Origin of the sequence: Agrobacterium sp. M50-1 (assembly GCF_049843495.1) — a bacterium.
GTDB classification, from domain to species: Bacteria; Pseudomonadota; Alphaproteobacteria; order Rhizobiales; family Rhizobiaceae; genus Agrobacterium; species Agrobacterium radiobacter.
The window spans coordinates 568,186-585,904 of the sequence record NZ_JBBHZH010000003.1 but is presented as its reverse complement, the minus strand read 5'-3'; the positions used below and the strand labels follow the sequence as shown (position 1 = coordinate 585,904).

Genomic DNA, 17,719 nt, shown 5'->3' with positions numbered 1-17,719 from the left:
GACGGAGGGGTTGTCACCCTAAGGACAAGAAGCGGCGCGGGCTCCCCGCCCTTTCCGCCTGCGCCTCACGCCTCATCCTTCAGCGTCTCTTTCTGGGTAATCAGCCGCGCACTGTGCTGGCCGCTCAGATAGATCCACAGCCAGCTCCACGCCACCGCAAGCCTTGAGCGCGTTCCAATCAGGAAGTAGATATGGGCAAGCCCCCAGATCCACCATGCCAGCACGCCCTTGAGCTTGAACCGGCCGAAATCGATCACCGCCGCACGTTTGCCTATGGTCGCCAGATTGCCCTGGTGGCTGTAGCGGAACGGTGATGGTAACGGCTGGCCGGAAAGCCGCGCCTTGATGACCTTCGCCACATAAGCGCCCTGCTGCTTTGCCGCAGGCGCGATGCCCGGCACCGGCTTGCCGTTCTCCTGATTGACGGCGGCCGTATCACCGATGACGAAGATATTGCCGTCGTCTTCCAGATTGAGATGCGGCCCGACGATGGCGCGTCCCGCCCTGTCGGCGGCGGCATTGAGCCACTTCGCAGCGGGCGATGCCTGCACGCCGGCGGCCCAGACAACGGTGCGGCAGGGATAATAGGTCTCGCCCACCGTCACACCCTCGTCGCTGCAGGCCGTCACGGGTGTTCCGAGCAGAACCTCGACGCCGAGCTTTTCGAGCGCCTCTTTGGCATAGGCTGAAAGATCTTCCGTGAAGACCGGCAGGACGCGAGGGCCGGCCTCGACGAGCAATACCCGCGTCTTGCGGGTATCCACATTGCGGAATTCCGGCGGCAGCGCCTTGTGGGCAAGCTCGGCGATCATGCCCGCCATTTCCACGCCCGTCGGGCCTGCGCCGATGATGACAAAGGTCAGCAGCGCCTGGCGTTCCTCTTCACTGGTCGCCAGTTCGGCGCGTTCGAAGGCCAGCAGCAGGCGGCGGCGAATTGTCGTTGCATCTTCAAGCGTCTTGAGGCCGGGGGCGGACCGCTCCCACTCGTCACGGCCAAAATAGGCGTGGCGCGCGCCGGTGGCCAGCACCAGCGTATCGAAGCCGATCACCTGACCAGAACTCAAATGCACGGTCCGCGCGGCCCGGTCTATGCCATTCACCTCCGCAAGCAGGGTCGTGACCTCCTTGCGGTCACGATAGAGATGGCGGATCGGCCAGGCGATTTCGGATGTCGCGAGATCCGTCGTCGCAACCTGATAAAGCAACGGCTGGAACAGGTGGTGATTGCGACGGTCGATCAATGTGATGAGGACAGGGATCCCCTCCAGCCCGTGTACCAGTTGCAAACCGCCGAAGCCTCCACCCACGACGACAACATGATGTTCTTGCATATGTCTCTGCCTTCAAAAGCTCGCGCACGGAGCATGCGCCAGCTAACTATAGGCAAAAAAATTGACTTTGGTTATGAAATAGCCTGACCGCAGGCACGGCAAAAACGCCGGACCGTTTCAGCCATGCCATATTCCAGCGCATCCGCCGTCAACCCGTGACCGATGGAAACCTCGGCCAGATAAGGGATACGTTTCATCAGCTTTGGTAGGTTTTCGACGGTCAGGTCATGGCCGGCATTGACAGCAAGCCCGAGCGCTCTCGCATGGTCCGCCGTCTGTCCGAGCTTTTCAAGAAGCGCGTCGCCCTCTTGCGGATCGTCATAACAGCCGCCATAGGGGCCGGTGTAGAGTTCGATGCGCGCCGCCCCCGTTTCAGCCGCCAGCTCCACCGGCTCACGCTCGCCATCGCCATCGGCAAAAAGCGAGACGCGCATGCCGCCAGCCTTCAGGCGTCCTACCACGTCCTTCAGGAAAACGCCGTGCTTGCGGAAGTCCCAACCATGGTCGGACGTCGCCTGCGACGGGTCATCAGGCACCAGCGTCACCTGTTCCGGCTGCGTCTTCTCGCAAAGGACAAGGAAATCCTCGGTCGGATAACCTTCGATGTTGAATTCCGCGCCGGGGAAACGGTCGTCGATCAGCGCACGCAGAACCGGCAGATCGGAAAAGCGGATATGGCGCTGGTCCGGCCGCGGGTGTACAGTCAGCCCGCTTGCCCCCGCCTCCAATGCAATATGCCCGAAATGCGCGACATCCGGCCACGGAAGATCGCGACGGTTGCGTAACATGGCAATTGCGTTCAGATTGACAGAAAGTTTTGCGGGCATGACATCGGGGCTCCGGTTCGGAATTGACATCCTGTTTCACGCAGGTTGAGGCCAATCGCAAGGAGGCCGGCAAATTTTTTATTATTGCGGGAACGAAAATAGGCAATACACGTTACGGTTCTGATGTAGCGTTTGGCATGAGGTCTTGATCGGAAAATATGTCCGTCTTGGGGGAACAAGCAACGGACACCTTTAAAAAGGCAGGCACACTGTCAAAAAGCGCGAAGGGGGAGACAATGCAGGATGGCCGGATGCCGTTCGACAGTCACGGCGACGAGGACAAACCCAATCTAAGGATCAGCAGCTTTCTACCGGATGTAAGCCTGCCCTCCTCCCTGCCCGCGGAACCCGTCCCCATCGCCGACATGGCCAATATCTTCGGGGTAACTCACCGGACGCTGCATTTCTACGAGGAAAAGGCGCTGCTGACTTCCAGGCGCATCGGCCAGATGCGGGTCTATACCCACCGCAACGTCCAGCGCATGGCGGTCATCAACGTCTGCCGCGAAGTGGGTATTTCCGTCGCCGCCATTACCGAGATCATGGAAAAATTCGTCCGTTCGCTCTCGCAGGGCGAGGCGGACGACATATTCCACGCCGCACTGCGGCAGCGGAAGCGGGAACTGACGGCCGAGCTTTCCACCCTTCAGCGCCAGGCCCAGCAGATCGAGGAGCTGCTGGTCGCCGACGCGGAAGCGGACGGCATGGATGGCGCGGAACGGGCGCCGGCAAAGGACATAGCCCTTACCGACACCGAGCGAAAATGTCTGGAACTGATGGCGGAGGGTTATGCGCCGGTGCGCCTCGCCCGCGCCCTTGGTCTTTCGGGCACCGATCTCAATGTTCTCGAGGCAAAGATCATCGGCAAGTTCAATGCCAGCAACCGTTTTCAGGCGGTCGCCAAGGCGGTTCTTCTCGGCGTCATCCGCGCCTGATCACGATCAGCGAACGATTGTCAGGGTCTCTGCCGCACGGGTGATGGCGGTGTAGAGCCACCTCTCGCGCGAGTCCCGGAACGCATAGCTCTCATCGAAGAGAACCACGTTGTTCCACTGCGAACCCTGCGCCTTGTGCACGGTCAGCGCATAGCCGAAATCGAACTCGTCATAGCGCTTGCGCGTGGACCACGGAATTTCCGTCTCCACATCCTCGAAGGCCGCCTTCAGCAATTTTATCTTGGCCGCACCGCGATCCATATCGTCGTCTTCGGGCCGGATCATCAGGTTGATGCCGGGCTTCACCGTTTCGCGCGAAGAACTCATCACCTGCCAGAGCGAGCCGTTCAGCAGGCCCTTGGCGGGATCATTCCGGAGGCAGACCAGCTTATCGCCGGATTGCGGGTAATCGGCGGTAAAACCCTTCAGCTCGCGAAGCCGCTGATTGTAGCGACGGCGGGTACGGTTGGTGCCGACGAGCACCTGATCGGCATCGAGCACCAGCGACTGCGTCACCTCTGACTTGGAGATCACCTGCGCGGAACCATAGTCACCGCGCATGATCTCCCGGCCTTCCCGCACATCCATGGCAAGATGGATGATCGGATTGTCCTTGGCCTGACGATGGATTTCCGAGAGCAGATAATCCGGTTCCTGCTCGGTAAAGAAGCCGCCGCCCGAAACAGGCGGCAGCTGCCCGGGATCACCGAGCACGAGGATCGGCGTGCCGAAGCTCATCAGGTCCTTGCCGAGCTGCTCGTCCACCATCGAACATTCATCGATGATGATGAGCGCCGCCTTGGCGAGCGGGCTCTGGCGGTTGATGGAGAACATCGGCGCGATCGAGGTCTTGCCGGTTTCCTCGTCTTCGACAGTTTCTTCACCGCGCGGGCGGTAGATCAGCGAATGGATGGTGCGGGCATTGGTTGCGCCACGCGAACGCAGCACCTGCGCCGCCTTGCCGGTGAAGGCCGCAAACAGCACCTCGCCATCGACATTTTCAGCGAAATGTTTGGCAAGCGTCGTCTTGCCCGTTCCGGCATAACCGAACAGCCGGAAAACCGGTGTGCGGCCTTCCTTCAGCCAGCGGGAAACAGCCTTGAGCGCTTCGTCCTGTTGCGGTGAAAATAACATGCGCCCTCATCGCAGGATTCGAGCGTGGTGCGCAACAGAAAAAGAACGAAAGATGAATCGCTTGACGAGAATGACGGCCTCAATGGGCCGCCTGCTTCTCGACAAGCTGCGCCAGTTGTTCCGCAACCGTGTTCCATCCGTCGAAGAACCCCATCTCCGCGTGCCTGTCGCGATCCTCAAGATTGTTGTGCATGGCATAGGCCACATATTCCATGCCGTCGGGGTGATCGCGAAACGTCATCACGGCCGTGAGGAACGGCTGGGCGGAGGGGCGAAAACCCGCCGTCAGCGCATCGGTGAAAACCAGGCGCTCCTCATGATCCACCGCCAGGAAACATCCGTTGACATGCGGACCGAAGGCCGCGCCATCCTCGCTATAACGCGTTTCGAAGGCGCCGCCGGGATGAAGCTCCATGCGGTCGACACGGCATTGGCCGGGATGCGGCACCCACCATTGTTCAAGACTGGTCCTGTCCGTCCAGGCATTCCAGACGAGCCGGCGCGGCGCCCTTATGATGCGTGAAATCTTCAGGTCGAGATCGGGATTGAAAGTCTCGGTCATCGGTCATTCTCCCCTTTGCTGGACATCCTGTCCTGTTGTGCCATGACGAATTGTTCGAGCCGGTCGGTGCGGCCTTCCCAGATGGCGCGCTGTTGCGAAAGCCAGCCATCGAGCATGGAAAACCTCTGCTTCTCCAGGGAGCAGAACCGGACACGCCCCTGCTTGCGCGTCACGATCAGCCCCGCCTCTTCCAGCTGGCGGATATGTTTCATGAAGGATGGCAGGGCCATATCGAAGGGTTCGGCCAGCGTTCCTATGCTCGCCTCCCCGCCGCCCAGTCTCAGGATCACCGCCCTGCGGGTCGGATCGGCAAGGGACTGAAAGATATCATCGAGCGCATCTGAATAGTTTTCCATAAGGCTAACTATCACATCAAAACACTTAGCTCAATGGATAAGTTTAAAAATGCGCCGAGACAGGGAATAATCCGTCAGCTTGCGGTGTCTCTTGATGTGCTGGCGGCAGAGGCCGCCCGAACCACGGAGGATATGTCCATGAAGATCCGCTTTATCGTTCCCGCCCTCGTTCTGGCTTTTGCCGGAACGGCCTATGCGGCCCCTGCGGTCGAAACGGTCAAGACCGAAAAAGGCAATGTTCTTGCCGGCGAAAAAGGCATGACGCTCTACACTTTCAAGAATGACAAGAAGGGCGTATCCAATTGTTATGACAAATGCGCGGTGAACTGGCCGCCGTTTTTCGCAGCCGCCAGCGACAAGGCCGAGGGCGCCTATTCCCTCGTGACGCGCAAGGACGGCAAGATGCAGTGGGCAAAGGATGGCATGCCGCTTTATTACTGGGTCAAGGACACGAAAAAAGGCGACGCCACCGGCGACGGTATGAACGGTGTATGGGATGCCGCAAAACCCTGATGGCATGAATGGCAAAAAGCGGGGGAGCCACTCCCCCGCAGCCGGCAGCTTCGAAACGGAGATGCTGGCGCTGATACCCATGCTGCGCCGTTATTCCCGCAGCCTTTCCCGTTCCGACGCCGATGGCGAGGACCTCTTGCAGGACTGCGTGGAAAAGGCGCTGGCCAATCGAAGGCAATGGCGCGGAACAGGTTTGAAATCATGGGCTTATACGATAATGACGAATCTTTATCGTAACCGCCACCGCGCCGAAAAACGTCACCCGTCCGAGAGCCTGGACGGCCATGAGAGCATCGCTGGCACGGAGACGCTCTCCGATACGCTGGAGAATGACCGACTGCACGGCGCGCTCGCGCTTCTTTCGCCTGACATGCGAGCCGTGTTGATGCTGGTGACGGTGGAAGGCTACAGCTATCAGGAGGCGGCCGAGACACTATCGATCCCGCTCGGCACCGTCATGTCCAGACTGTCCCGCGCCCGCGAAACCCTTCGCCAGCATCTGGCGGCGGATAATATCATACCCCTGCGGAGACCACGATGAAACGGCTAGAGGCCATAACCGAAGACGATCTGCACGCCTATGTCGACGGGCTTCTTTCCGACGATGACCGCGCGGCTGTCGAGGCCTGGCTGACGGAAAGGCCGGAAGAGCAGGCCCGCATAGAGGAATGGAGAAAACAGGCCGACATTCTGCGCAATGCCTTCGCCTCCTACGCCGCCGCACATCCGCATGACGCTTCGATGCTCAGCCCGCAAAAGAAGGACCGCGCATGGCGGGCAAAACCGATTCTCCTGCAAACGGCCGCAGCCCTTTTGATCTTCGTGGCGGGTGCTGCAGCCGGCAGGCTTCTGCCGCCGTCTTTTTCCACGCCGCAGGACGTGACCCTGGCTTCGCTGACGACGGATATTCCGGCACAGGCGAAATCCGCCTATCTCATCTATGCGAGCGAGGTGCGCCATCCCGTTGAAGTCGGCGCCGGAGAACAGCAGCATCTCGCGTCATGGCTCGGCAAGCGGCTCGGTTACCCCTTCACCATCCCCGATCTCTCGAAGATCGGATATGACCTCGTCGGCGGGCGTCTTATTCCCGTCAGCGGCAAGCCGGGCGCGATGCTGATGTATCAGGACAAGACCGGCCGCCGGGTAACGGTGCTGATCGGACACAACGAGGAAAACCGCACCACCAGCTTCCGCATGGCCAGCGCCGACGGCATCGAGACCTTCTACTGGATCGACAATGAACTGGGCTACGCCGTGTCGGCCGAACTGACGCGCGACGAGGTGCAGGCGATCGCCGAGGAATGTTATCGGCAGTTTCCGACGTGAGGGCTGCTATTTCAACATCGGCCAGAGGCTGATGACGAGAAGCACGGCCATGGTGATATTGAACCATTTGAGCCTGACCGGCACAGCGAGCCAGTCGCGCAAGGCGGAGCCGAAGCCGGCCCAGGTCGAAACGCTGGGAAGATTGACCGCGGCGAAGGCCACGCCGACGACAAGGACGGTGAAGAAATATTGCCGCTCATCCGTATAGGTCGCCATCGCCGTCACCGCCATCACCCAAGCCTTGGGATTGACCCACTGAAAGGCGGCGGCGGCAATGAAACTCATCGGCGCCGATGCGGCAGAACCTTCGCTGAGGCTGCGGGAAGTACCGATCTTCCATGCAATCCAGACGAGATAGAGACCACCTGCGAATTTCAGGCCGGTGTAAAGAACGGGCACCGAATGCAGCAATGCGCCGAGACCGAAGCCGACCCCGATCAGCAGCGACAGGAACCCCGCGCCGATGCCCAGCATGTGCGGGATGGTACGGCGGAAACCGAAGTTCACGCCTGACGCAAACAGCATCATATTGTTCGGGCCTGGCGTGATGGAGGTGGTGAAGGCAAACAGCACCAGCGCGACGAAGGTTTCGGCAGTCATGATTTCTCCTTGAGCAGAAACCCTATCCGTCGGACCATCGTCAAGCCACCCCGCCGGATCGATGGGCGCGGTCAATTTTTTTGATGGATCAATCCTTTCCATGCCGGGTTTGAGAAGTTGGAACAAAGGGCTATTGTCCAATCACCAACCGCTGGAGCAAACCTATGTATGACGACATTCCTTCCGTCACCTTGCCATCAGGAAAAGAGGTTCCAGCCCTTGGCCTCGGCACCTGGAACATGGGGGAAACGCGATCATCCGCGCCGCAGGAGGTCGAAAGCATCCGCAAGGCGATCGATCTCGGCATGACGCTGGTCGACACGGCGGAAATGTATGCGGACGGCAGATCGGAGGAAGTGGTCGGCGCGGCAATCGCGGGCCGTCGCGACGAGGTGTTTCTGGTCAGCAAGGTCTATCCCTGGAACGCCAGCGCCAAAGGCACGGCGGAAGCCTGCGAGCGCAGTCTTGCAAGGCTCGGCACCGACCACATCAATCTCTATCTGCTGCACTGGCGCGGCGAGCACCCGCTTGCAGAAACCGTGGCGGCTTTCGAAAGGCTGAAGCGCGACGGCAAGATCGGCGACTGGGGCGTCTCCAATTTCGACAGCGACGACATGGAGGAGCTTTTCGCGGTTCCTGACGGCAAAAACTGCGCCGCCAATCAGGTGCTATACAACCTGTCCCGACGCGGGCCGGAATTTTCACTGCTGCCGTGGTGCCAGGAGCATGGCGTGCCGCTGATGGCCTATTCCCCCATCGAACAGGGCCGCATTTTGAAGAACCATGAACTCATCCGCATCGCCAAGGCCTATCAGGCAACCCCGGCCCAGCTGGCGCTCGCCTTTCTGCTGGAAAGGGACGGCGTCATCGCCATTCCGAAATCCGCCAGCATCGCACGGGTCGAGGAAAACCGCGGTGCGACGGATCTTGAAATAACCGATGAAGACTGGGCGGCGCTCGATGCCGCCTTCCCGCCACCGACGCGCAGAACCGCGCTGGAAATGCTTTGATATAACAGTACGTTAAGAGACTGTCCGGAATCTGTCGATCAGGCAGTTGAATCGGAATGTGAGCAAAGCAATTGTGCCAGCGCCACGGCAGGCCGCACTTGAAAAAACGGCGCGGAAAGCCGCGCCGTTGTGTCTAAAAAAGCACCGCTCCGTTACGGTATACGCCGCTCATATTCTTCTTTCAGTCCCAGCCATGTATCCCAGAACGGCCCCGGCTCCTTCTCCTGAAGACGGGCGGCGAGAATGTCGAGATGCACATGCCAGCCAGCGCTGACGTCAAGCCTCGTCCTCCTGTCGGCCAGCCGGCGATGAACCAGCGTCAGCAGCACATCCTTGCCAAGAGCCTGAAGTTCGATCGAGACCTCGCCACCTTCGCCCCAACTAAAGACGAGACGGTGCGGTGGGACCACGGTAATGATGCGGGAAGCCATACGGTCTTCTTCGGAAAAGCCTTCCGGGCGCCTGCCGGGCGGATTGGAAAGCTCATCGTTGCGCCACACCAGCTCGAACGGTGCATCGGGCGCAAGCCGCATTTCGCCGGAAGCCAGCCAGCGGCGGCGAAGTTCGCTTTGTGTCAGATAGGCCCAGACCCGGTCGATCGGTCCCGGCAGCAGCCGTTCGATCTTCAGGGTCGTCGGCTCGACGAGACGGCCATAGGCGTCAGGCATTGCAATATCAGCCATTGTCATTTCCTCCATCTGCAGGGATTTTTCCCTGATCATCCTCCCTGAGCATCTGCTCAAGAATATCGAGGCGACTGCCCCAGAACTGCCGGTAGAAATCCAGCCATTCATGCGCTTCCGCCAACCGTTCCGGCGAAAGGCGGCAGACATGGGTGCGCCCCCTCACCTCGCGGCGGATAAGCCCGGCATTTTCCAGAGCCTTGATGTGCTTTGAAGCCGCAGCGAGCGATATGTCGAACGGTTGGGCCAGCTGGCTTACCGTGCGCTCGCCACGGGACAGATCGCGCAGCATCGTGCGTCGCGTGGCGTCGCCAAGGGCATGAAAGACGGTGTCGAGATGTGAAGCGGATAATTCAACCATGTTGTTGAATATAGACTGCCGATCCAGAAAGTCAACCATACGGTTGAATATTGGATCGAGCGGAATGACGCCATAAAAAAACCCGCGGCGAACCGCGGGCTTATATTTCAGCATCTGCTCCAACTACGGAGATCACATCCCCTGCGAACCGCGATTCATCGCCGCAATACCCGTGCGGCAGATTTCGATCAGGCCCAGCGGCTTGATGATGGCCACGAACTGGTCGATCTTTGACGACTTGCCAGTGATTTCGAAGATGAAATGCTCAACCGTCGCATCCACGACTTTCGCCTGAAACGCATCGGCAAGGCGAAGCGTCTCGGCGCGGGCCTCGCCCGAACCGGCGACCTTGATGAGCGCCACTTCGCGCTCGATCGGCCGTTCCTGCCCGAGTTCGCGGGCGCGGACGGTGAGATCAAGAACCCGGTGCACCGGCACGATGCGCTCAAGCTGCGCCTTGATCTGCTCCAGCACGATCGGCGTGCCGCGCGTCACGATCGTGATACGCGACAGATGCGCCTCATGCTCGGTTTCCGAAACCGTCAGGCTTTCGATGTTGTAACCCCGGCCGGAAAACAGGCCGATGACCCGGGCGAGAACACCCGGTTCGTTATTGACGAGAACCGACAGCGTATGATTTTCGACGGCGGCCGTTTCCTTCTGGATGAAATAGGCGGAGCCGGTGGGTTGTAGGTGTGCGTTCATGTCCTTTTCCTCTCCCGGCTCAGACTAGCTGACGGCCCTTGGCGTCGATGGCGTTGGCAACAGCTTCATCCGTCGCCTCATCCGGCAACAGCATCTCGTTATGAGCCTTACCAGACGGGATCATCGGGAAGCAATTGGCAAGATTGGCGACGCGGCAATCGAAGATAACCGGCTTGTTGACCGCAATCATCTCGGCGATCTTCTCGTCCAATTCCTTGGGATCGTCGCAATACATGCCGACCGCACCATAGGCTTCCGCCAGCTTGACGAAATCAGGCATGGCTTCGGTATAGGAGTTGGACAGTCGGTTGCCATGCAGTAGCTGCTGCCATTGGCGCACCATGCCCATGTACTGGTTGTTGAGGATGAAGATCTTCACCGGCAGGCCGTACTGGATGGCGCAGGACATTTCCTGAATGCACATCTGGATCGAGGCGTCACCGGCGATATCGATGACCAGCGCTTCCGGGTGCGCAACCTGAACGCCAATGGCCGCCGGCAGGCCGTAACCCATGGTGCCGAGACCGCCTGACGTCATCCAGTGGTTCGGCTCCTCGAAGCCGAAGAACTGCGCCGCCCACATCTGGTGCTGGCCGACTTCAGTGGTGATGTAGGTGTCACGCCCCTTCGACGCCTCATAGAGCCGCTGCAATGCATATTGCGGCATGATGACATCGTTGGAGTTCTTGTAGGCGAAGGAATTGCGGGCGCGCCAGCGCTCGATCTGCGCCCACCAGTCGGCGGTCTGCGCCTTCTCCGGCTTCTTCGGCAGGGCACGCCACAGGCGGACCATATCTTCCAGAACATGGCTGACATCGCCGATAACGGGCACGTCGACGCGAACCGTCTTGTTGATCGAGGACGGATCGATGTCGATGTGAATCTTCTTGGAATTCGGCGAGAACGCGTTGATGCGGCCGGTAATCCGGTCGTCGAAACGCGCGCCGATGCAGACCATGACATCGCAATCATGCATCGTCATATTGGCTTCGTAGGAACCGTGCATGCCCAGCATGCCGAGCCAGTTCTTGCCGGAAGCCGGATAGGCGCCGAGACCCATCAGGGTCGACGTGATTGGGAAACCGGTCAGCTCTACCAGTTCACGCAGCAGACGGGTGGCCTCAGGGCCGGAATTGATGACGCCGCCGCCGGTGTAGAAAACCGGCTTCTTGGCCTTCGACATCAGTTCGATGGCCGCGTGAATGGCATTGAGGTCGCCCTGGACCTTCGGCTTGTAGCTCTTCTGCTGAATGGCGGCGGAAGGCGGCGTATAGGTGCCGGTGGCGAACTGGATGTCCTTCGGAATATCGACAACGACGGGGCCGGGACGACCCGTCTGCGCGATGCGGAAGGCTTCATGGATGATGCCCGCCAGCTCGTTGACGTCCTTTACCAGCCAGTTGTGCTTGGTGCAGGGGCGCGTGATGCCGACGGTGTCGCATTCCTGAAAAGCGTCAGAGCCGATCAACGATGTCGGAACCTGACCGGAAAGGCAGACGAGCGGGATGGAATCCATCAGCGCATCCTGCAGCGGGGTGACCGCATTGGTGGCGCCGGGGCCTGAGGTGACGAGCATGACGCCGACCTTGCCGGTGGAGCGGGCATAACCTTCTGCCGCATGGCCAGCGCCCTGCTCATGGCGCACGAGAATGTGCTGGATGTCTTCCTGCTGGAAAATCTCATCATAGATCGGAAGTACGGCACCGCCGGGATAACCGAAGATGTGCTCGACGCCATTGTCCTTCAGCGCCTGCAGAACGATCTCCGCACCTGTCATGCGATTGCTGCTTTCCGTATTGTCCTTATCCGTCATTGCCTGTTTCCATCCCGCTTTGGCTTTGGATATCGAGGAGCCCGAGGGCCTGTTTGAAGACATAAAAAAAGGCCCCTAGAGGAGCCTCGTTCAGCGCATGGGTGCTTTCGCCGGATGGTTACACCATCCTGCCCATGCGCCGTCCCACCACGATAAGTACGTTAAGATTTTTCATGGGCCGGAGTGTTAGCCACAAAAGCCCCAGCCGTCAACGCATATTGCAGGAAAAAATCACCGCCGCCTTCTTTTATTACTCGAAAGCGGGCTTCCGCGAAATTTTCGAACGCAGCCGATACACCTGTTGTTAAGCATAATCTTTTATACCGGGATGGCAGATGCTGCCCGAACCACCGCGATCATCCGCATGTACCGGGAAAAAATGTGAATAACGACACGTTTCATAACGCGTCCCGCATGGACGAAAACGAACGGCGGTCCGGCCAGCAGCCGGCGAACCGCATGCTCGGCCGCGTCATCGCCTGTAACGGCGCCCATGCCACCATTGCCGCCGAAACCGAACCGGGCACCACCGATGTGTCGCAGCTCTGGTCTGTCGGACGCCTGATCTCGATCGAAATGGGCACGAGCCGTGTCGCCGCACTCGTCTTCGCCATGCGCACGGGCGAGGACTATTGGGCGGCGGACAGACCGAACAGGCTGCTGATCGACGTTGAACTCGTGGGCGAAGTTTACCGCACGGAAGACGGTAGCGAACGCTTTTCCACCGGCATCTCGCGTTACCCCTATCTCGGCGCGGTGGCGCACCGCATCCGCACCAGCGACCTCGCAAAGATCTACGACAGCGGCAAGCGCGACGCCTGTGTGATCGGCAGGCTGACACAGGACGACACGATCGGCGCCGCCATCAGCATTCCGCAGATGCTTGCCAAACATTTCGCCGTCGTCGGCTCGACGGGCGTGGGCAAGACCACCGCCGTTTCACTGCTGCTGAACAAGGCGATCGAGACCGACCCGAAACTGCGTGTCCTCATTCTCGATCCACACAATGAATTCGCGGCCGCTTTTCCCGATCATTCCGTCGTCATCGATACCGATACGCTGGACCTCCCCTTCTGGCTGATGCGCCTTGAGGAATTTGCCGAGGTGATCTTCCGCGGCCGCAAACCGGTGCCGGAGGAAATGGACGTCCTTCGCGACATCATTCCAGAAGCGAAGAAGGCGTTTCGCGGCACCGAAGGTTCCGCCGTCCGCCGCACGTCCGACAAAAGCGCCATCACACCGGATACGCCGGTGCCCTACCGCATGGCCGATCTTCTCGCCCTCATCGACGAGCGCATCGGCCGGCTGGAAGGACGCGGCGAAAAACCGGCGCTGCGCACGCTGAAAGGCCGCATCCTCTCGGCCATTAACGACACGCGCTACAACTTCATGTTCTCCAGCAATACGATCAGCGACACCATTCTGGAAACGGTGGCGCATATTTTCCGTATTCCCGGGGAAGGAAAGCCGATTTCGGTATTCCAGCTGTCAGGCATTCCCTCCGAAGTGGTGAACTCGGTGGTTTCGGTGCTTTGCCGCATGTCCTTCGACCTGGCGGTGCTGGCGCGCGGATCGCTGCATATGCTCGTCGTCTGCGAGGAAGCGCACCGTTATGTGCCTGCTGACCCCGAGCGCGGTTTTTTCCCCACCCGGCAATCCATTGCCCAGATCGCCAAGGAAGGCCGCAAATACGGCATCTCGCTCGGCGTCATCAGCCAGCGGCCGAGTGAGCTGGACCAGACCATCCTGTCGCAATGTTCGACAGTGTTCGCCATGCGGCTTTCGAACGAGATCGACCAGAAGATCATCCTGTCCGCCGTGCCGAACGCATCGACATCAACCACCAGCTTTTTATCGTCCATCGGCAATGGTGAGGCCATCGCCTTTGGCGAGGCCGTCAATGTGCCGATGCGCATGCGTTTTGACCGCGTCGTCACGGCCAAATTGCCGAAGGCAAGCGGCATCACCAGTCATGTGAACCACGAGACCCCCGATACGGTCGACCTGAACAACATTGTCACGCGCATGCGCGCCACGCCAAAACCCGTTATCACCGGTTTCCAGCAAAGCGTTGAAGCGGCCTTTTCCGATCTGCCGGAACCAGCAGCACCGAACCGGTCAACGGATGAGGTCGATAGCTGGAAGCAGGAACTGGGCACAGCCGCAATGGAGGGATATGAACCCTATCGCCCGGACATGCTGCCTGGCCGCACGCTCCCTGCATCACCAAATCCGGCGACACCCGATACCGCCTCTGGCGCCGTCAACGAATTGCGCAAGGCCAGTTTCCAGATGCAGGCGCAAAATGGCCCGCCCGGCGATACACGCCCTTCGCTCCGCGAGAGCCTCCTGAAGAAGCCGCTCGGCAGCCTCTACCGGAAAGACTGACGCCCGTTCACGGCTGGATGCGTGTCCAGTCGTCTCCCATCTGATTGCGGAACCAGGTCATCTGCCGTTTGGCATATTGGCGGGTCGCGGCCGCCGATTTTTCGATAACCTCCGCCTCGCCCATGCGCCCGGCCAGCATATCGGCGATCTGGGCAACGCCGATCGCCTTCATTGCCGTTGCATCAGGCGGAAGATTGAGCGCGAGAAGCGCCTGTACCTCCTCCACCGCGCCGCTCTCCATCATCGCCTCAAAACGACGATTGATGCGATCATGCAGCACCGGCCTTTCCGGCAGGACGACGAATTTCTGCGCCCGGTCGGGGTCGATAATCATAGGGCCCCGGGCCTGCTGGAAATCCCGGATCGATTTCCCAGTCGCCTCAAGCACTTCAAGCGCCCGGACGATACGCTGCCCGTCCCCTGGCTGGAGCGTGTCCGCCATGGCCGGATCACGGCCGGCGAGTTCCGCATGAAGGACCGCCGCTCCCTCCTCGACCAGCCGGGCGCGCAATCTCTCGCGGATATCCTCTGGAATGTTGGGCATGTCGGAGAGGCCGCCCGTCAATGCCTTGAAATAAAGCCCCGTGCCGCCGACGATGACGGGGAAACGCCCCTGCGCCCGTAAATCCGAAAGCAGCGCAGAAATATCCCGCAGCCATTCGCCCGTTGAATAGAGGCTGCTCGCCGGCACATGGCCGTAGAGCAGATGCGGAACGCCCTCCATCTCGTCTTCGGATGGCCGGGCGGTCAACACCCGTAGCGTGTCATAAACCTGCATGCTGTCGGCATTGATGACGACGCCGTCCCACTCCCGCGCCAAACGAAGCGCAAGCGCGGACTTGCCGCTTGCCGTCGGGCCGGTTATCAGGATCGCATCAAAATTCTCATCAAGGTTTTTCATCATGGCTCTCGTTGCCACGCTTATCGCCAATCCGTCAAATCCTGTTCTGACACCGGCCCTCGGCGAAGCGGCCGCGAAGGCCGTCAACGCATCGGGCCTCTACTGGCTGGCCGATGGCATTGCCTGCGATATCGCCCTGCCCTCCGGCACCGCAGCCGAACAGGCGCGCAGCGCGATTGCATCCGCGCTTGCCGGAAAACCGATCGATATCGTCATCCAGGAGCAGGATCAGCGCCGCAAGAAGCTTCTGATCGCCGACATGGATTCGACCATGATCGGTCAGGAATGCATCGACGAACTGGCGGCCGAAGTCGGGCTGAAGGACAAGGTCTCAGCCATCACCGCCCGCGCCATGAATGGCGAGATCGCTTTCGAACCCGCATTGCGTGAGCGTGTGGCGCTGCTGAAGGGCCTGCCGGTCTCCGTCATCGATGACGTCATCGAAAAGCGCATCACGCTGACCCCGGGCGGCAAGGAACTGATCGCCACCATGAAGGCGAAGGGTTATTACGCCGCCCTCGTGTCCGGCGGTTTTACCGTCTTTACCGGCCGCGTCGCCGCCATGCTGGGTTTCGATGAGAACCGCGCCAATCTGCTGGGTGAGGCCAATGGCGAACTTGATGGCACCGTTGCCGAACCCATCCTCGGCAAACAGGCCAAGGTGGATGCACTGAACGATATTGCCACAAAACTCGGCATTTCGCCGGAAGAGGCAATGGCGGTTGGTGATGGCGCCAACGATCTGGGCATGCTGCATCTGGCCGGCGCCGGCGTCGCCCTGCACGCCAAGCCCGCCGTTGCGGCAGAGGCACAGATGCGCATCGACCATGGCGATCTGACCGCGCTTCTTTACATCCAGGGCTACCGCAAGACGGATTTTGTCATTCCATGATCATCCGTGAGACACAAAGGCTCATTCTGCGCGAGTGGAAGGAGAGCGACCGCAATCTGTTCCGCGAGATCAACGCCGACGAAAAGGTCATGGAATTCTTCCCCTTCCGCCGCAGCCATGCGGAAGCGGACGCCGTGCTGGAAACCATCAACGGCATGATCCGCGGCAGCGGTTACGGCTTTTACGCCATGGAACTGCGCGAGACCGAAGAAGTCATGGGCTTCTGCGGCATTTCTCCCGTCATGAACCTCGACCCGCCCTTCCCGCTCGGAACCATGGAAATCGGCTGGCGGCTCGCCACCCGTTACTGGGGGCACGGCTATGTCACGGAAGCGGCGCAATCGCTGCTCGTCATGGCCTTCGATGAAAAGGAGACGCCGGAAATCGTCTCCTTTGCCGTGCACAACAACCAGCGTTCAACGCGGGTGATGGAACGCATCGGCCTCAAGCGTGACCCTTCACGCGATTTCGACCATCCGCGCGTGCCGGAAGACACCCATCCGCATCTGCGCCCGCATGTGACCTATGCGTTGACGCTGGAGGAATGGCGGGCGCGATAAGCCCCCCTGCCCGCCAGTCCCAGACATTACTTCACCGCCGCATTGCCGCCATCGGCAAACAACGCCGCTCCGGCGACGAAGCTCGCCATGGGGCTCGCGAGGAAAAGTGCTGCCTGCGCAATTTCTTGCGGCTCAGCGATACGTTTCATCGCATGCAGGCCAGCGGCCCATTCCTTCTGCGCCGCATCGCCGGCTGCCGGTGTATCAACCCCGCCGGGCAGCAGCGCATTGGCGCGAATGCCGTTGATGGCATAATCGGCGGTTATGCCTTTCACCAGCCCCATCAACGCCGCCTTCGCAGCCCCATAAGCCGCCATGCCTGGTATGCCGACGCTGGTGCCGACGAAGCTTGAGGTAAAGACGATGGAGCCGCCGCCACGCATCAACATCAGCGGTATCTGGTAACGCGCGCCCAGAAAGGCGGAGGTAAGATTGATGTTGAGTACATCATCCCATTCCGCAGGCGAAATCTCCGCCAGCGGCCTCATGGCTCCCACCGCACCGGCATTGTTGACGGCGATATCGAGACCACCGAAAACGCTCACGGCCGCCTCTGCCAGCCGGGAATGGGTTTCGGCAAGACCAGCATCACCCGCGACCGCGTGGACGCGGCCGCCGGTCTCACGAATGTCGGCGGCAACCTCCTGCAGCGCCTTTTCGCCGCGCGCATTGAGAACGACAGCCGCGCCGTGAGCGGCAAACAGCACCGCCGTCGCCCGGCCTATGCCGGATGACGCGCCGGTGATGATGGCAACCTTGTTTTCGAGCAATTTCATATCCTTGGCCTCCGTTTGATGGAGCCCAAGGATTAGAGAGCGGCCG

20 protein-coding genes are annotated in these 17,719 nt (G+C 60.2%); 8 read left to right on the top strand and 12 right to left on the bottom strand.

Features of this window, described 5'->3' with window-relative positions; all coding sequences use genetic code 11:
- Window positions 1–65 precede the first annotated feature (65 nt).
- Both WDZ78_RS10360 and WDZ78_RS10355 read right to left on the bottom strand, forming a co-directional pair.
- On the bottom strand, window positions 66–1,331 hold the full coding sequence (locus WDZ78_RS10360; protein WP_425672952.1) for an NAD(P)/FAD-dependent oxidoreductase: 1,266 nt from the start codon (window positions 1,329–1,331) through the stop codon (window positions 66–68).
- Window positions 1,332–1,402: 71 nt separating this feature from the next.
- The gene (locus WDZ78_RS10355) at window positions 1,403–2,158 is read right to left on the bottom strand and encodes a pyridoxine 5'-phosphate synthase (RefSeq protein WP_425672951.1); all 756 of its coding nucleotides are present in this window, start codon (window positions 2,156–2,158) and stop codon (window positions 1,403–1,405) included.
- A 236-nt stretch (window positions 2,159–2,394) separates the two neighbouring features.
- Between WDZ78_RS10355 and WDZ78_RS10350 the strand changes: the two genes are divergently transcribed.
- The gene (locus WDZ78_RS10350) at window positions 2,395–3,093 is read left to right on the top strand and encodes a MerR family transcriptional regulator (RefSeq protein ID WP_107675915.1); all 699 of its coding nucleotides are present in this window, start codon (window positions 2,395–2,397) and stop codon (window positions 3,091–3,093) included.
- Window positions 3,094–3,099: 6 nt separating this feature from the next.
- Here WDZ78_RS10350 and WDZ78_RS10345 read toward each other — a convergent pair whose 3' ends face one another.
- The 3 genes from WDZ78_RS10345 to WDZ78_RS10335 form a co-directional block, all read right to left on the bottom strand.
- A complete protein-coding gene (locus tag WDZ78_RS10345) occupies window positions 3,100–4,227 on the bottom strand; it encodes an ATP-dependent DNA helicase (RefSeq protein ID WP_003507572.1) in 1,128 nt (375 codons plus the stop codon).
- Between the two features lie 79 nt (window positions 4,228–4,306).
- Window positions 4,307–4,789, bottom strand: a complete 483-nt coding sequence (locus tag WDZ78_RS10340) for an SRPBCC family protein (RefSeq protein WP_020009351.1) — start codon at window positions 4,787–4,789, stop codon at window positions 4,307–4,309.
- Window positions 4,786–5,145 carry an ArsR/SmtB family transcription factor gene (locus WDZ78_RS10335; RefSeq protein ID WP_020009350.1) on the bottom strand — a complete coding sequence of 120 codons (360 nt, stop codon included), beginning with the start codon at window positions 5,143–5,145 and terminating at the stop codon, window positions 4,786–4,788. The genes WDZ78_RS10340 and WDZ78_RS10335 overlap by 4 nt, the downstream gene beginning before the upstream one ends.
- Before the next feature lie 132 nt (window positions 5,146–5,277).
- On the opposite strand from WDZ78_RS10335, the gene WDZ78_RS10330 reads away from it, so the two are divergent.
- From WDZ78_RS10330 to WDZ78_RS10320, 3 genes are read left to right on the top strand one after another with little or no spacing between them, the layout of a single operon-like run.
- Entirely contained in the window at window positions 5,278–5,658 is a 381-nt protein-coding gene (locus tag WDZ78_RS10330; protein WP_081629446.1) for a COG4315 family predicted lipoprotein, read from the top strand.
- On the top strand, window positions 5,642–6,199 hold the full coding sequence (locus WDZ78_RS10325; protein WP_425672950.1) for an RNA polymerase sigma factor: 558 nt from the start codon (window positions 5,642–5,644) through the stop codon (window positions 6,197–6,199). The genes WDZ78_RS10330 and WDZ78_RS10325 overlap by 17 nt, the downstream gene beginning before the upstream one ends.
- A complete protein-coding gene (locus WDZ78_RS10320; protein ID WP_425672949.1) occupies window positions 6,196–6,984 on the top strand; it encodes an anti-sigma factor family protein in 789 nt (262 codons plus the stop codon). Before WDZ78_RS10325 ends, WDZ78_RS10320 begins: the two co-directional genes overlap by 4 nt.
- 6 nt (window positions 6,985–6,990) lie before the next feature.
- On the opposite strand, the gene WDZ78_RS10315 is transcribed toward WDZ78_RS10320, so the two are convergent.
- Window positions 6,991–7,584: a LysE family translocator gene (locus WDZ78_RS10315; protein WP_026363426.1), complete on the bottom strand. Its 594-nt coding sequence runs from the start codon at window positions 7,582–7,584 to the stop codon at window positions 6,991–6,993.
- A gap of 164 nt (window positions 7,585–7,748) precedes the next feature.
- Here WDZ78_RS10315 and WDZ78_RS10310 point away from each other — a divergent pair, with 164 nt between their 5' ends.
- Window positions 7,749–8,594 carry an aldo/keto reductase gene (locus WDZ78_RS10310; RefSeq protein ID WP_020009345.1) on the top strand — a complete coding sequence of 282 codons (846 nt, stop codon included), beginning with the start codon at window positions 7,749–7,751 and terminating at the stop codon, window positions 8,592–8,594.
- 152 nt (window positions 8,595–8,746) lie between these two features.
- Here WDZ78_RS10310 and WDZ78_RS10305 read toward each other — a convergent pair whose 3' ends face one another.
- The 4 genes from WDZ78_RS10305 to WDZ78_RS10290 all read right to left on the bottom strand — a co-directional run bounded on the left by WDZ78_RS10305 (window position 8,747) and on the right by WDZ78_RS10290 (window position 12,156).
- Window positions 8,747–9,277, bottom strand: coding sequence for an SRPBCC family protein (locus tag WDZ78_RS10305; RefSeq protein WP_020009344.1), 531 nt, complete (start codon window positions 9,275–9,277; stop codon window positions 8,747–8,749).
- Entirely contained in the window at window positions 9,270–9,638 is a 369-nt protein-coding gene (locus tag WDZ78_RS10300) for an ArsR/SmtB family transcription factor (protein WP_026363425.1), read from the bottom strand. Before WDZ78_RS10300 ends, WDZ78_RS10305 begins: the two co-directional genes overlap by 8 nt.
- A gap of 132 nt (window positions 9,639–9,770) precedes the next feature.
- Window positions 9,771–10,343 carry an acetolactate synthase small subunit gene (ilvN, locus tag WDZ78_RS10295; RefSeq protein WP_425672948.1) on the bottom strand — a complete coding sequence of 191 codons (573 nt, stop codon included), beginning with the start codon at window positions 10,341–10,343 and terminating at the stop codon, window positions 9,771–9,773.
- 19 nt (window positions 10,344–10,362) lie between these two features.
- A complete protein-coding gene (locus WDZ78_RS10290; RefSeq protein ID WP_425672947.1) occupies window positions 10,363–12,156 on the bottom strand; it encodes an acetolactate synthase 3 large subunit in 1,794 nt (597 codons plus the stop codon).
- A 381-nt stretch (window positions 12,157–12,537) separates the two neighbouring features.
- Here WDZ78_RS10290 and WDZ78_RS10285 point away from each other — a divergent pair, with 381 nt between their 5' ends.
- Window positions 12,538–14,544 (top strand): ATP-binding protein, encoded by a 2,007-nt coding sequence (locus WDZ78_RS10285; RefSeq protein WP_425672945.1) that lies wholly within the window; start codon window positions 12,538–12,540, stop codon window positions 14,542–14,544.
- A gap of 7 nt (window positions 14,545–14,551) precedes the next feature.
- Here the strand turns inward: WDZ78_RS10285 and miaA are convergent, their stop codons facing one another.
- On the bottom strand, window positions 14,552–15,448 hold the full coding sequence (gene miaA / locus WDZ78_RS10280; protein WP_425672944.1) for a tRNA (adenosine(37)-N6)-dimethylallyltransferase MiaA: 897 nt from the start codon (window positions 15,446–15,448) through the stop codon (window positions 14,552–14,554).
- On the opposite strand from miaA, the gene serB reads away from it, so the two are divergent.
- Both serB and WDZ78_RS10270 read left to right on the top strand, forming a co-directional pair.
- Window positions 15,447–16,337: a phosphoserine phosphatase SerB gene (serB, locus tag WDZ78_RS10275; RefSeq protein ID WP_425672943.1), complete on the top strand. Its 891-nt coding sequence runs from the start codon at window positions 15,447–15,449 to the stop codon at window positions 16,335–16,337. The genes miaA and serB overlap by 2 nt on opposite strands.
- Window positions 16,334–16,897 (top strand): GNAT family N-acetyltransferase, encoded by a 564-nt coding sequence (locus WDZ78_RS10270; RefSeq protein WP_020009339.1) that lies wholly within the window; start codon window positions 16,334–16,336, stop codon window positions 16,895–16,897. The genes serB and WDZ78_RS10270 overlap by 4 nt, the downstream gene beginning before the upstream one ends.
- Before the next feature lie 26 nt (window positions 16,898–16,923).
- Here the strand turns inward: WDZ78_RS10270 and WDZ78_RS10265 are convergent, their stop codons facing one another.
- Entirely contained in the window at window positions 16,924–17,673 is a 750-nt protein-coding gene (locus tag WDZ78_RS10265; RefSeq protein ID WP_425672942.1) for an SDR family oxidoreductase, read from the bottom strand.
- Window positions 17,674–17,719: the final 46 nt, after the last annotated feature.

Bases quoted from the DNA above. Each gene is read 5' to 3' on its own strand.
- WDZ78_RS10360 (WP_425672952.1), bottom strand. From the start codon at position 1,331: ATGCAAGAACATCATGTTGTCGTCGTGGGTGGAGGCTTCGGCGGTTTG.
- WDZ78_RS10355 (WP_425672951.1), bottom strand. From the start codon at position 2,158: ATGCCCGCAAAACTTTCTGTCAATCTGAACGCAATTGCCATGTTACGC.
- WDZ78_RS10350 (WP_107675915.1), top strand. From the start codon at position 2,395: ATGCAGGATGGCCGGATGCCGTTCGACAGTCACGGCGACGAGGACAAA.
- WDZ78_RS10345 (WP_003507572.1), bottom strand. From the start codon at position 4,227: ATGTTATTTTCACCGCAACAGGACGAAGCGCTCAAGGCTGTTTCCCGC.
- WDZ78_RS10340 (WP_020009351.1), bottom strand. From the start codon at position 4,789: ATGACCGAGACTTTCAATCCCGATCTCGACCTGAAGATTTCACGCATC.
- WDZ78_RS10335 (WP_020009350.1), bottom strand. From the start codon at position 5,145: ATGGAAAACTATTCAGATGCGCTCGATGATATCTTTCAGTCCCTTGCC.
- WDZ78_RS10330 (WP_081629446.1), top strand. From the start codon at position 5,278: ATGTCCATGAAGATCCGCTTTATCGTTCCCGCCCTCGTTCTGGCTTTT.
- WDZ78_RS10325 (WP_425672950.1), top strand. From the start codon at position 5,642: ATGCCGCAAAACCCTGATGGCATGAATGGCAAAAAGCGGGGGAGCCAC.
- WDZ78_RS10320 (WP_425672949.1), top strand. From the start codon at position 6,196: ATGAAACGGCTAGAGGCCATAACCGAAGACGATCTGCACGCCTATGTC.
- WDZ78_RS10315 (WP_026363426.1), bottom strand. From the start codon at position 7,584: ATGACTGCCGAAACCTTCGTCGCGCTGGTGCTGTTTGCCTTCACCACC.
- WDZ78_RS10310 (WP_020009345.1), top strand. From the start codon at position 7,749: ATGTATGACGACATTCCTTCCGTCACCTTGCCATCAGGAAAAGAGGTT.
- WDZ78_RS10305 (WP_020009344.1), bottom strand. From the start codon at position 9,277: ATGGCTGATATTGCAATGCCTGACGCCTATGGCCGTCTCGTCGAGCCG.
- WDZ78_RS10300 (WP_026363425.1), bottom strand. From the start codon at position 9,638: ATGGTTGAATTATCCGCTTCACATCTCGACACCGTCTTTCATGCCCTT.
- ilvN (WP_425672948.1), bottom strand. From the start codon at position 10,343: ATGAACGCACACCTACAACCCACCGGCTCCGCCTATTTCATCCAGAAG.
- WDZ78_RS10290 (WP_425672947.1), bottom strand. From the start codon at position 12,156: ATGACGGATAAGGACAATACGGAAAGCAGCAATCGCATGACAGGTGCG.
- serB (WP_425672943.1), top strand. From the start codon at position 15,447: ATGGCTCTCGTTGCCACGCTTATCGCCAATCCGTCAAATCCTGTTCTG.
- miaA (WP_425672944.1), bottom strand. From the start codon at position 15,448: ATGATGAAAAACCTTGATGAGAATTTTGATGCGATCCTGATAACCGGC.
- WDZ78_RS10270 (WP_020009339.1), top strand. From the start codon at position 16,334: ATGATCATCCGTGAGACACAAAGGCTCATTCTGCGCGAGTGGAAGGAG.
- WDZ78_RS10265 (WP_425672942.1), bottom strand. From the start codon at position 17,673: ATGAAATTGCTCGAAAACAAGGTTGCCATCATCACCGGCGCGTCATCC.